14 protein-coding genes are annotated in these 13785 nt (G+C 38.9%); all 14 read right to left on the reverse strand.

Going from position 1 to position 13785, the window contains the following annotated elements:
* Positions 1–9 precede the first annotated feature (9 nt).
* Positions 10–816 carry an acetyl-CoA carboxylase carboxyl transferase subunit alpha gene (gene accA / locus ACOAOT_RS17370; protein WP_420218134.1) on the reverse strand — a complete coding sequence of 269 codons (807 nt, stop codon included), beginning with the start codon at positions 814–816 and terminating at the stop codon, positions 10–12.
* On the reverse strand, positions 794–1606 hold the full coding sequence (gene accD, locus ACOAOT_RS17375; protein ID WP_420218135.1) for an acetyl-CoA carboxylase, carboxyltransferase subunit beta: 813 nt from the start codon (positions 1604–1606) through the stop codon (positions 794–796). The genes accA and accD overlap by 23 nt, the downstream gene beginning before the upstream one ends.
* A gap of 49 nt (positions 1607–1655) precedes the next feature.
* Entirely contained in the window at positions 1656–2261 is a 606-nt protein-coding gene (loaP, locus tag ACOAOT_RS17380) for an antiterminator LoaP (RefSeq protein ID WP_420218136.1), read from the reverse strand.
* 338 nt (positions 2262–2599) lie between these two features.
* Entirely contained in the window at positions 2600–2746 is a 147-nt protein-coding gene (locus tag ACOAOT_RS17385) for a cyclic lactone autoinducer peptide (RefSeq protein WP_420218137.1), read from the reverse strand.
* A gap of 3 nt (positions 2747–2749) precedes the next feature.
* Entirely contained in the window at positions 2750–3319 is a 570-nt protein-coding gene (locus ACOAOT_RS17390) for an accessory gene regulator B family protein (RefSeq protein WP_420218138.1), read from the reverse strand.
* A gap of 112 nt (positions 3320–3431) precedes the next feature.
* Positions 3432–4145: a LytR/AlgR family response regulator transcription factor gene (locus tag ACOAOT_RS17395; RefSeq protein ID WP_420218139.1), complete on the reverse strand. Its 714-nt coding sequence runs from the start codon at positions 4143–4145 to the stop codon at positions 3432–3434.
* A gap of 247 nt (positions 4146–4392) precedes the next feature.
* Positions 4393–5058: a 4'-phosphopantetheinyl transferase family protein gene (locus ACOAOT_RS17400; RefSeq protein WP_420218140.1), complete on the reverse strand. Its 666-nt coding sequence runs from the start codon at positions 5056–5058 to the stop codon at positions 4393–4395.
* A gap of 1 nt (position 5059) precedes the next feature.
* Positions 5060–6445, reverse strand: a complete 1386-nt coding sequence (locus ACOAOT_RS17405; RefSeq protein WP_420218141.1) for an acetyl-CoA carboxylase biotin carboxylase subunit — start codon at positions 6443–6445, stop codon at positions 5060–5062.
* Between the two features lie 154 nt (positions 6446–6599).
* Positions 6600–7883, reverse strand: coding sequence for a sensor histidine kinase (locus ACOAOT_RS17410; RefSeq protein WP_420218142.1), 1284 nt, complete (start codon positions 7881–7883; stop codon positions 6600–6602).
* A gap of 170 nt (positions 7884–8053) precedes the next feature.
* Entirely contained in the window at positions 8054–8935 is an 882-nt protein-coding gene (gene lsrF, locus ACOAOT_RS17415; RefSeq protein WP_420218143.1) for a 3-hydroxy-5-phosphonooxypentane-2,4-dione thiolase, read from the reverse strand.
* A 32-nt stretch (positions 8936–8967) separates the two neighbouring features.
* Entirely contained in the window at positions 8968–10080 is a 1113-nt protein-coding gene (locus tag ACOAOT_RS17420) for a substrate-binding domain-containing protein (protein ID WP_420218144.1), read from the reverse strand.
* A gap of 28 nt (positions 10081–10108) precedes the next feature.
* The gene (locus tag ACOAOT_RS17425) at positions 10109–11134 is read right to left on the reverse strand and encodes an ABC transporter permease (RefSeq protein ID WP_420218145.1); all 1026 of its coding nucleotides are present in this window, start codon (positions 11132–11134) and stop codon (positions 10109–10111) included.
* On the reverse strand, positions 11131–12129 hold the full coding sequence (locus ACOAOT_RS17430; RefSeq protein ID WP_420218146.1) for an ABC transporter permease: 999 nt from the start codon (positions 12127–12129) through the stop codon (positions 11131–11133). The genes ACOAOT_RS17425 and ACOAOT_RS17430 overlap by 4 nt, the downstream gene beginning before the upstream one ends.
* Positions 12126–13652 carry a sugar ABC transporter ATP-binding protein gene (locus tag ACOAOT_RS17435; protein ID WP_420218147.1) on the reverse strand — a complete coding sequence of 509 codons (1527 nt, stop codon included), beginning with the start codon at positions 13650–13652 and terminating at the stop codon, positions 12126–12128. The genes ACOAOT_RS17430 and ACOAOT_RS17435 overlap by 4 nt, the downstream gene beginning before the upstream one ends.
* Between the last annotated feature and the right edge of the window lie 133 nt (positions 13653–13785).

Consider the following 13785-nt stretch of genomic DNA (forward strand, 5'->3'; position numbering starts at 1 on the left):
TCCTATGTCTTATATATTTTTAATTTCACCTATATTCCTGTATTTCATTAACCGGTCATTGCATATTTCTTCGCCAGACTTAAACTCCAGCTCAGTAAGCACTTTTAAAATGACAGTTTTTATCCTGTCTGCCAGCTGAGTCATTTCCTCTGTTTCTTCAATTATATAATCTATAATTTGGAGACCGTATAAATCCCTGGCTGTTATTTTTAAATCCTTTGCAGCCTGGAAAGCATAACGTTTATCTTTCCATAAAATACTTGCACAGCCTTCCGGTGAGACAACCGAAAAAATGGCATTTTCCAGCATGATTATCCGATTTGCCACAGCTAAGGCCAAAGCGCCGCCACTTCCTCCTTCCCCAGTTATCACAGTAATTACAGGGACTTTGAGCAGGGACATTTCATACAGATTCCTGGCTATGGCCTCTGACTGTCCTCTCTCCTCCGCTTCCATACCCGGGTATGCTCCCGGAGTATCTACCAACGTAATAATGGGACGAGCATACTTTTCCGCCTGTTTCATCAGACGAAGCGCTTTCCGATATCCTTCAGGAAGCGGCATTCCAAAATTGCACTCTTTACGATTTTTATAGCTGTCTCCTTTGCACTGCATAATCACAGTAACAGGCCGCCTGTCAAGATATGCCAGTCCACCTCGTACCGCCCTGTCATCTCCGTAACAACGGTCTCCATGTAATTCAAAAAAAGAGTCAAATAACAGATTAACAAGATCCATGCAGCCAAATCTTGTTTCGCTTCTTACCGCGATTACCTTTTCCCATACTGAATTATCACTGTCTTTCAATTGTGACATCGCCAGCCCTCCCGTCAAATTTCTGATGAAAGCAAAGAAGCCGATAAAGTACCTCTTTAAGATCCCCACGTTCCACAATTCGATCAACAAAACCATGTTTGAGCAAATACTCAGAGGTCTGATAATTGTCTGGAAGTTTTTCTTTTATAGTCTGTTCAATCACTCTTTTTCCAGCAAATCCGATTAATGCTCCCGGTTCTGCTATAATAATATCCCCCAAAAATGCAAAGCTGGCACTTACCCCTCCAGTTGTTGGATTCGTGAGAACGCTAATATAAAATCCCCCCTGCTCCGAGTATTTTGCCACAGCCGCAGCAGTTTTGGCCATCTGCATCAATGAGACCACCCCCTCCTGCATACGTGCGCCTCCAGAGGCTGTGAATATAATAACCGGCTTTGATTCAGTTGCGGCACTCTCAAATAATCTGGCTATTTTCTCACCTACTGCCGTCCCCATACTACTCATCATGAACCCGGAATCCATTACACCGATCATCGTGTCAATTCCCATAATGGAGCCCTTCCCTGTGACAACGGCCTCTTCCAAACCTGTTGTCTCGGCTGCCTTTTTGTATTTTTCAAGGTATCCAGGAAAAGAAATCGGATCCTGGAAACCAATGCCGGATTCAGTCTCCTTAAAAGTTCCTTCATCAAGAATCATTGCCAGTCGCCGACTGGCGCTTAAATTCCCATAGCCGCCACAACGGCTGCATATGCTACCATTCATGTAATATCTTTTTTTTTCAAGTACCAGTTCGCATTTATTACAAATAATAAATATAAAAAACACTCCTTTCTTTCAAATAAAAAAAGGAGCTGTGCAATTCCACCGCCTGCCGTCATATGACAGCAGGCGGATTATTTTTCACAACAGCCTTTTTAAGTAGTACCATATTTTTGAAATTTTCCACTCCCATACGCATCAGATAATCCGCACAAATATCCACCTCCGTTTTTCGGTCTAAAAAATCAAGCATCACCCGCACCCTGTTTCTTCTTGGATTAATACATGTTATTACTCCGGTATAGTTTAACAGCGGACCATCAAAAACATATACTTTCTCATTTTCAACAAAAACCGTTGATGATTCAACAACCCCATCCCTGTTAATCAGATTCAGAATTGGTAAAAGCTCCCTTTTTTCCACTTTTTGAAAACAATCATCCGCCTTTAAAAGTCTGAGTACGGAAGAATGCCAGTTTAACCTGAGAATGGCATGAATTCGGACAATGTTACCCGTATAAATAAAAATATATCCCGGAAACATGTTCTTATATACTACCTTCAGGACGCCTGAATGATATTCCACCAGTTTTCTTTTAGGCACAAGCAGCTGATATTCAACATCATCATAGTATGATAATAAATCATTCAGATATGTGGAAGCGATATCCTCCTGTCCTGTATGTACAAAAAAAACATAACACCCTGTTTCATTTTGCATGGCTTCGCCATCAGCCTGTAAAACCAGGCTGCTCCCCCCTTTCTATTACAGCCCTGGAAGCCTCAGCTAGTCGAAACATAAACTGAGTTTCCGGACATTTTTCTAAAATATATACTGGTGTCAAGCACTTATGAATTGTATCTTTATTCAATATACAGCATCTTTTAATCCCAATCAATAAAGAGGGATATTTGAAAGTTTACCGGGATATTATGTCGATGTTTGTTAAAATTGTAAATTCCAGGATTCTAAAAAAACCAGATATGATGAACGATCCTGCGCACATCATATCTGGTTTCTCCAGAGCTTATGATACTATTCTATAGCATCACGTTTATTTATCTGCTTTTTCTCAATTGCTTAAGTTCTGCAAGCAATGTATGGGGTTCTTCCGGTTGATGCATTCCCCATAATGACGACGTTCCATTTGCCCGGATCGCAACTTTAATTACTACTTCCCTTAATTTTTCCTCCAGCTTTCTCATCGTTTACCCTCCTTGTTTTATTCTACCAACTACCATCAATATTATAATTTGCAGTAGTGCAATTATAATTGTTAGTGATAAAGACCGATGGGTGGCTGCAATACCTACGCTAATGAAACAGCACCCAACATAAAGAATCAGAGACCGCACCTTGTTCGCCTTGCGAAGTGTCTCGTTAATCATCTTATTTTTATGAGTTACTGGTCCTAAAATTAAAATAGTCCCTATCCCCATAATTGAAACTATTACCGCCATAATATACACATTAAAATCAATACATGCGACAATCATCATGTTTATCATATAGCATAATGAAAAACATATATTACATTTTAAGTAATTGTCAGCATGAAAACCACCGGTATATTGACGGACTAAAATAAAAACAACGAGGAATACAACAGCATTTGAGTGTGTACCAGTGACAAAACCTAAAAGCAAAATATTCGATATACTAATCAGTTCAGAAATAATCAGCTCTATTCCATATACATAGCACGTGTAATATTCATCTGAAATAAGCCCATTTCTTACCCATCTTTTTCCGACTCTGTTTGCGAATTTCCTGATCAATAATACACCCCTTCAAACTGCATTTTTCAATATATTTCAGTCTAATATAAAAATTATATTAATGCAATATCTGGGGATAATTTGTATAACAACGGGATAATTAATTCATTCTTTATCTTAAACTCATTTTATACTCAAAAATCAAATTATTGCGACGGCTTCTGCTCAAGGGCAGCGATATAACTGCCTCGCCACAATTAACCTCAACTACCGTCCCTTTAATAAGGTAAACATACTTCAGATTAATCAAAAATCCGCTATGTACGCGGACAAATCTTTTGCTTTCTAATTGTTTTTCTATAATTTTTAAGGTAGATCTAAATACATAGGAACTCCCCGCTAAGACTACCTTAACATTATTATGCAGTGATTCAAAATAAATTATATCATTCACTATTACTTCCTTATCTGTAACCGGATTGACAGGTATTTTAAAGGTTTCCATATTATTTTTTATTGCTGTTGCTGCGCTGACCAGCGCCTCATTTAATTCATTCAAATGAGATTTTCTGATAAACCGAAACGGTTGAAATTTTAAAGATTCGTATACATACATATCCATGTTGCTGACAAATATGACCAGTAACTGGTGATTGTGAACTCTAATTTCTTTTACCACATCAAATCCTTTTACACCCGGCATTTCAATATCAATTAAAAGTAAATCAATGCGTATATCTTTTGACAGCTTAACCACTTCCAACGGATCAGTAAATTCATAACACGTAAAATGGATTAGTGGATTTAGTATGAAGCATAATCTTTCTTTAACTAATTTCACGGCACTTACTTCATCATCACAAATAACGATATGGATATCTTTCATATTCTTTCCCCTTTATTATAATGTTTCTATGTTGAGATAATACTACATTATAATTTACAATACCTATATTATAATACTATTTATGCTCAAAATAAAGTATTCTTTCCATAAAGACAGTTAATCAATTTAGTATAATATACCCATTAAAACTTTATTTTCTTATGCAATAAAAGCAGGGTTGAAATCCTTTTCATATGGATTTCAACCCTGCTTTATTACTTTGAACGTGTTTAATTGCATCGTATACTTAATTATTCATCATAGACCAGCTTAATAAATCAGAATAGCTACAATACTCATAATATACTGGTTCCATATTCCATGAGCAAACGGTTCCAATTATCTCTTTGTTTCTTAAAAAATGTCTGAAATATACATTACCTACCGAAGCCGGATCTAATACATTGAATGAATTAAGGGGTATGGACAAACCTTTTCCAACCATTTTAATATAACTTTCTTTCATTGTCCAAAGCTGGCAGAAGTACTCTGATTGATTTTCCACAAGCTGACTTAAAAGGTATCTGTACTCATTTTCAGTAAAAAACCTTTTTGCTAAATCCAGGCAGCTATTTTTTACTAATTCTACATCAACTCCAACAGGTCCCTTATCATTAAGAGCACAAACGACAAATTGTCCCGCATGGGATATATTATATTCAATGTTTGAATTTAACAAAGCTGGTTTCCCATACTTGTTAACCCTAAAAGACAGCTGGTTATTTAATAAATTAAATTCCTTACAAATTGCATATCTTGTTAAAGTATCTCCTAACAGACTTCTTTGAGCGTCTATGTAAAAGTGATACCTTTTAATAGAACTGCGCTTATCATCAGTTACAGAATACGCAAGCTGTTCATATTCATTTTGCAGTAAATCACGGGTAATTTTTATAATAAATAACTTAAGCATGTTAGCTTTCACCTGATTCCAAAACAGAACAGTGCTCAAAATCGTCTATTATCTCCGGTATAAAATTTTTATCATATTGACCCGTCGCAAATCTCTCGTTTTTTAAAATAAACAGTAGAAAGTCAATGTTTGTATCAATACCTTCAATCCGTATCTCATCAAGACAAAGCTGCATCTTCTTAATTGCCAGACTTCTGTCAGCAGCATAACAGCACAATTTTAAAAGTAAGGAATCATAGTATGGAGATAACGTATCGCCGCATCTGTATCCACAGTCAACTCGTACTCCATTGCCACCAGGTAAATGCATCTGTGTTATTTTTCCAAAAGATGGCTCAAATGAGCGATTGGGATTTTCAGCAAGAATTCTGCATTCCAGTGCAAAGTTTTGGAAACTCACATCATCCTGAGCTAAAGACAATTTTTCACCACAAGCAACTTTGATTTGCTCTTTCACAAGATCAATCCCTGAAACCAGTTCCGTAACTGTATGCTCAACCTGCAGCCTGGTATTCATTTCCAAAAAATAATATGTCTCATCGGGCTGAACCAGAAACTCAACAGTACCTACACCTGTATATCCAATCTTTTTTGCAAGACGAATGGAATCCTGATATAGTTTCTTTCTTAACTTCTCAGATATATTCAGACACCTGGCTTCTTCAATAATTTTCTGGCTATTTCTTTGAATGCTACATTCCCGATCCCCCACATGAATGACATTGCCATAGGAATCTGCAAGAATCTGAACTTCTACATGTCTGGCATTCTTTAAATACTGCTCCACAATCAATTCACTGTTTTTAAAAGCTGATTGGGCCTCTTCCCGGCAAAGTTCATAATATAATTCAATCTGATCTTTATGAGTAATATAACGGATCCCCTTTCCCCCGCCTCCGGCTGTCGCCTTTAATACCACAGGCAGTCCGATCTTTGCTATTGCCTCCTTACATTCTTCTACTGATAAAACCACTGTTTCACTCCCCTGTATCGTCGGCAAACCGACTTCACGGGCAACTCTTTTGGCATTATTTTTATTCCCCATTAAACCTATAATCTGACTCTTAGGACCGATAAATCCTATTCCTGAATTCTCACACAGCTCTGAAAAATCTTCATTTTCAGCTAAAAATCCAATACCAGGGTGAATATAATCAACAGCTTTCATACTGGCTAAAGATAATAACCTATATGAATTTAAATAAGATTCAACTGCACTGGCAGGACCAATACAGACAGACTGATCAGCAATTTCCGTATGCAGCGCATACCTGTCTGCTGTAGAATATACTGCCACTGTTTCAATATTTAACTCTTTTAAAGCCCGAATGATTCGAACCGCGATTTCTCCACGGTTTGCAACTAATGTTTTCATCTTTCTGTTCATATCAGTGGCACCTCTGTTTTATCTTATATTATAATCTGTATATCTTCATTCAATATATTACAAATTATCTACATAAGCAACGAAGAGGGATATTTAAAACTTCACCGGGATATTCTGCTGATTCTCTTTTTCCACTCCGGCAGCCGATCCTTTACTATTGCATCATAGGAATTAGTATTTTTATACAAAAGTATTTTTCCAACTCATAAATATCAATATGCCCCTGATATTTCTGAATAATATCATTGATCTGGCGAAATCCATACCCATGTTCCATATTCTCTTTTTTTGTACTATCAAGGCCTGAATTTACTTCCAATATCGAATCTTCAATTGTATTTTTTACAAAATAGGTCTGATAACCGGCTTGATTGAATATTTCAATATAAATCTGCCTCTCTTTCTGCTTTTCAACAGCCTCAATAGCATTATCCAAAATATTACATAGTAAAATGCACAAATCAAAATCATCCATGTAATGTTTATTAAGATCTTCAATTTGTGCATATACTTTAATATCTTTTTTTTGCGCCTGACTTAGCTTATGATTGATGATAAAATTCAAAGAATTATCCGTAAGTTTTACTAAATTAACTTTTAAATCAGCCTTCTCAATTAATTCCACAATATAATTTTTAGCTTTATCATAATCTTTATTTTCTATGTTAAAGGCAATATAGGTAAGATGATTCTTGATGTCATGATTAATTCTGGCAATTTTATCAATCTGCTGTTTGCTCTCTTCAAAATATAGTTTATCATGCTGTTTCATCTGTCTTAGAAAATAGTTTTCATTTTCTATCCTGCTTTTTTCATTCAATTTTATATATGTATAATAATTTATAATCTGGCTGATTAGGATACCAATAATAATAAATGCAGTACCATAACGTTCTTTTAAATTATCATTTCTTAGTGTTAAAAAAATTAATATAATAAGAGCAATATTGTAAATTGAGTTAATTAACATTGGTTGAATATTTTCATTTTCATTTATTATATTTTTTTCTTCCAGATAGATATAAATTTTCACGATACCCCATAAACAACTTTTTGAGATAAGACACATTAATATAAAAAGTTCATTAGGAGTCGTTAAGGTTTCAATGCCTTTGTTCAAAAGCAGCTGAAATAAGCTGAAAATCATAGAATTAAATAACATTAATGTCCCAAAATAAAGTATACAGGACCAAAAAATTCCAATTCTGGTTTTACGTTCAAATTTTAAAGCAGTCATCACCAAATATGAAGCTGCAATACTTATAAGCACTGCCAGAACATCAAACGAATCGTCAAACACCTGTGTAATTAGAAGCAATACTGGAAATAATACGATAAATCCCGGTTTTTCTTTCCACTTATATTTATTAAAGTGTAGTAAAAAGTAGACTGCAAGCAAAGAATCAAATATTATAAGGCTGAATTGAAATATTCTCATAATTGTCTTCTATCCCAGATTCCTCTCTATTTAATATAAAATTTTATATTATATTAGCCTTATTATAATACCTTTTATCTGTAAAATAAAGTATTGTTTGAATAGAATAAGCGGCACCATTTAACTGGTACCGCTTTTCATTCTCCATATAAATCTGATCTGTTTAAAAATTAATGATGCACCATTTCTTCATAAAATTCAAAGGCCTCTTTATCAGTAAAGCCTTCATGAACAATTTTCCTGACTGCAGCGCACATTTCAACAGGATTTTCACTCTGAAATATGTTTCTTCCCATATCAACTCCCTTTGCACCATGACTGATGGAAAGATAAGCAAGTTCCAGTGCCTGCCGCTCCGGCAGCTTCTTTCCTCCCGCCACCACAATGGGAACCGGACAGGCTGCCACCACCTCTTCGAAGTTTTCGCAGTAATAAGTTTTAATAATATTGGCTCCCAGCTCCGCCACAATTCGTGTCGCCAGCTTAAAGAACCGGTCTGTACGCTCCATCTGTTTCCCCACTGCCACAACGCCCATGGTTGGAATACTGTAGCGCATTCCTGAATTAACTGCTTTGGAAAGATTTTCAAGACTGGACAACTGACCATCCGCGCCAATAAAGGTCTGGATTGCCAGACAGTCCGCATTCATACGGATTGCATCTTCAATATCCACCGCCAGTATTTCCCTGGAAAGATCTTCGTCAAGCATGGAGGAGCCTGAAGTTGCACGCAGGGCAATTCCTTTTCTGCCCGAAACAGGAACGCAGCTTCTGATCGCCCCCCTTGTACCCATTAAGACATCTACATAGGGAAGGATTTTCGGCACAACCAGATCCAGGCGTTCCAGGCCTGCCACAGCGCCCATAAAATACCCGTGGTCGAAAGCAAACATCACCGTATTGTGGCTGGTTTCCTCAAAGATATTGGACAGATGCTTTTTCATACCCCAGTCTAAATTATTTGCTCCCTTTACATAAAATGGCTTCTCATTGCCAAAGGGAATTTCCGTATAATAATTGTGTTCAATTTTTACACCATCAAGATCTGCCATATGTATTTTCTCCTTAATCGAAAAGCATTTAATTAGAAATCATAGTTATTCATATTATCTTTGTTAAATATGGTCCGCTCCGGGAGAAGAACAACGCCGTTGTTTACCTCTGCGGTCGCCGCCCCCTCCACCAGGCAGTTATTTGGCATTACTTCTACTGTCCCGATTTGGGGAATATCCAGCTTGTCTCCTACCTTTAACTGGTTGCCTGCAGCTACGTATGCTGCCAGATAGCAGCCAATGGCTCCCTGAACCTGACAATCCCAAAGCCCCCACTGCTCAATAATCCCTGCATTGCAGTAATCCTTAATGGACATAGGGGAAGCAAAACCGGTAATGGTCACATTCTCTTTGGTAAGTCCTTTATTCTGAGCTGCCTTACACTGCCCAGGTAAAGCAGTAGAATCATTGCAGATAATTAAATCAATGTCCGGATTGGCTTCCAGAATGGAGGCACCTATGGAAACAGCTTTCTCTGCATCCTGTTCAGAATAGTAATTATCCGGCGCTACATTTTCCCAGTTTGGAAATGTCTTCTTAATATAAGCCTCTCCTGCTGCCTGCCATGAGTTCTGATCCGCAACGGTTGCCTGAGAATAATGCCAGCAGTATTTAATTTTATCTGCTTTTATATCTTTTCCACGTTTTGTTAATGAATCCGCTCCCATATCTACAAGCATTTTTCCAAGTATATCAGGTGTTCCCTGGGAAACCATCAGGGTGCGGGCTGTATCGGATACATCAGAATCCCAGGTAACTACACTCACTCCTGCAGCCGTTGCTTCTTTCAGTGCCGAATCAAGGCCGGTTGCATCCACGGATGATACACAGATGGCATCCACGCCGCTGGCAACCGCATTGTTAATCACTGAAACCTGATCAGCAACGGCAGCGTTGGGACTTCCCTGATAATCCACGTTAATTCCCCACTCTTTGCCGAATTTCTCAGCTCCCTTCGCTGCTGATTCAAAAAATGCATTTCCCGTCAGCTTTGGAATAAAAACTACAGTCTTTCCGGTAATATCAGATGCCTTCTTTTCTGCTTTTGCTGCGGCTTCCTTATTTGCTCCACCCGCCCCGTTGCAGCCTGCCAGTGCAGATGCAGCCAGGATTCCTGCTAATAAAAGCGCCATTCCCTTTCTCATACAAAATTCCTCCTTTTGATATAAAACTTTATTTATGAGGGATTCTCCCTCTTATTACCGTATTCACGCTTAACCCGGGGTGGTTTAGTAATGCCCGTCCAATGATAATGACCAGTAAAAGTATGCCCACGGGAATATCCAGGTATTGCTGGCTTACCTTAAAGCAAAGTGGCAAACCAAATCTTAACGTCCCGATTGCCACTGCCGCCAGTGCCGTTCCGGGAACACTCCCCTTTCCTCCTGTACTTAACGTCCCGCCCAGAACTACTGCAGTAATAATGGGTAACGTCAATGTAGATCCAATATCACTTTTCGCAGTCCCCAGATAAGAAGTCAGAATAATGCCTGCCACCGACGCACTGACAGCCGAAAGAATGTAGGTACTCATAATTATCAGCCTTGTATTAATACCCGAATATTCTGCCGCATTCTGGTTCACACCTGCCAGAAATACTTCTCTTCCGTACCGGGTCTTGTGCAAAAGAATGTAGGCAAGAACTGCCAATACAAGAAATATAATCACCTGAAATGGAATGATTCCAAACAGCCTGTATTTTGACAATCGGAGAAAGCCTTCCGGAAACCCTCCGATTCCTTTGTAGCTTTCTGTTGCAGAAAGTTTCGACACCAGAAGCCCGATTCCTGTGTACAAAAAACTTCCGCCCAGTGTCACTACCATGGGCTGTACCCCGCAGTAGGCTATGAAAAATCCTGATATTCCTCCGCACACTCCTGCTGCGACCATTGCCAGACATGACGCCGCCCAGATATTAAAGCCAAAGTCCTGCCATGCAACCCCCAGTATGATAGACGATAATCCTACAATGGACCCTGCCTGTATATCAATTCCTCCCGTAATCATTACAAAGGTTACAAAAAGGGAAATGATACAGATGGAGATAATATCATTCATACTTCCAAACAATACTCTGGGCATCAGAAATTTACTGTTTTTCAATGAAAAAATTATTATTTCTAATAAAATGATAAGAGTCAGAACAAACTCCCACTTTTTCCATATCTGCTTTGGTTTATGTGAAAAGGAATTTTTCATGCTTTTTCCCCTCCTTTTTGCGCTGTCCTTGCCAATAAAATTTCATGACGGTTTTTCCTGACTGTATGATTCTGGACTGATGTATTAATCACTACAATCGCTAACAGCATAAAACCGGTAATCGTATTGTCATAATCAGAGGAAAACCCCAGGAAAACAAGAATTCTGCTGATTGATGACATTATGACTGCACCAATGGATGCTCCTGCCAGACTTCCCACTCCACCTGTCAGGCTAAGCCCCCCAAGAACGCAGGCCGCAATTGCCTTCATTTCATATCCGTTTCCGGCAGTGGGTGTAATGAAACCAATTCTGGAAGCGTAAATCATACCTGCCACAGAGGAAAATATTCCGCACAGCACATATGACAGTATTTTTATCTTATTAGCCGGTATTCCTACCAGCGTTGCTCCTGCACAATTATCTCCCACAGCCACAAAATATTTCCCTTTTCGGGTTCTGGTAAGAATGATATGTCCTATTATTACAACCAAAACAGCAGTGCCATAAAAGTATGTAACATTTTTGGTAAGTAAACGATTTGACATTAAGGTAAAATCAGCAGGGAGATTTTCAACCCAGGCGCCCTTTGTATATACATAAATAATTCCCCTGACCACACCATTGACGCCAAGCGTAAATATGAGAGAGGGAATATTTAGTACAGCCACACCAATTCCATTCATCACTCCCACCACAGTTCCTACCAAAACCGCTGCAAAGAGTGCTGTTGCAATTCCGTAACCATCCCGAAGCAGTGTTGCCCCTACAGCTGCAGACAGCCCAAGCACTGCGCCAATCGATACATCAATTTCACCAGTCAGTATAACGAATGCTATCCCTGCAGAGAGAAACGTAAATACCACACTGTCATTAAAGCAATTGATTATGGTTACCGGCTGCCAGAAACTGGGGTTTATTAAGCCTACCAGAAAAATCAAACCTGCCAGAAATAAAAAACTGTTTATCTCCCGGCTTTTTATAATTTTCCTCATATCTCCACCTGCTTTCCTTCGCCAACACCAAAAGATGCTGCCATCAGCCCGGCCTGTGTAATTTCACGCTTTTTCAGTTCCCCTCTGATGCGCCCCCGATACACCACCACAGCCCGGTCTGACAGTTCCACAATTTCTTCCATGTCCGAAGAAATCAGCATTACAGCAACCCCCTGTTTTTTTAGTTTATGTATGATCCCGTATACATCTTTTCGGGCCGCTGCATCAATACCTCTTGTTGGTTCATCAAGAATTATAAGTTTCGGACCAGTTGCCAGGGATCGTCCGATCACTATTTTCTGCTGATTGCCTCCGGATAAACTGCCGGACAGCTGGTCTAAACCAGTAATCCGTATTCGGAAGCCTTCCACATATCTTCTGGCTATTTCGTATTCTACTTTTTTATTTATGAAGATTCTTCCCATTGTTTTTCCTGTAACAAGGGAAGATGTGACATTAGCTGCCACATCGCTGATTGTGAAGAGACCATTTAAACGGCGGTCTTCCGGAACATAGTTGATTCCCGCTTTCAGTATGGCCCTGGTGGAAAGTCCGGTTACATCCACTCCCTCTAAAAGTGCCTGTCCGGATATGGTCTTGTCTCTGCCAAACACAGTAAGCGCCATCTCAGTCCGCCCGGCACCTACAAGTCCTGCCACCCCCAGGATTTCCCCCGGATAAATCTTCAGATTAATATCCCAAAATCCATATCCTGAGAAATGAATCAGTTCAAAAGCGGGTTTTAATCCGCAATAATCAATCACCTTAGTCTCCTGTTTTTTTGCCTCTTCGCAGTCCGGCGGAAGAAGCCCCTTAACCAGCATATCTCTGGTGAATTCAGAAATTTTACCTTTCAGTGTAATGACACCATCTCTCATAATCGCCACATGTGTAGCGATCTGAAACACTTCCGTCAAGCGGTGGGTAATATATATGATTCCAATTCCCTTTTTCTTTAAATCTTCTACAATCTTAAAAAGGCTTTCCACTTCGTCAAATGTCAGGGCACTGGTAGGTTCATCTAAAATCAGAACTTTTGCCTGCCTCATCAACCCTCTTAAGATCTCCACCAGCTGCTGCTCTGCTATGGATAAGCTCATTGCTTTCCTGAAAATGTCCAGATCCCAGTTAATCTCATTCATGATCTCCTTCAGTCTCTTCCGAAGCTTTGCCGGTTTCTCATGAAAGCCCATGATAATATTTTCCTCAACTGTCATATTGGGAAACAGCATGGGTTCCTGGGGTACCATATAGATTCCTTTTGACAGAGATACACCCGGTTTAAAAGCATGAATCCTTTCACCCGCAACAAAGATGCTTCCTTCATCGGGCTGATAGATTCCCATAATAATTTTCATCAGTGTACTTTTCCCGGCACCATTTCCCCCAATTAGCGCCAGCACTTCACCTTCCCCTACACTGATATCGATCCCTTTCAAAACAGAATTGAAACCAAACGATTTTGTTATTCCGGTTGCAGTAAACAGACCATGACCCTGACTTGCGGTTTCTGATTGTTTCATGATTCTCCCCACCCATTGATACGATATTTTTGTTTGCATGTTAAACTTTTGTTACATTCATGATGATACATGATCTAATTTTGATTGTCAATAGCATCACAAAAAATATATAGTGTTTTTGCACTAATTTACT

Source organism: Lacrimispora struthionigena (assembly GCF_048627165.1).
Classification (GTDB): Bacteria; Bacillota; Clostridia; order Lachnospirales; family Lachnospiraceae; genus Lacrimispora.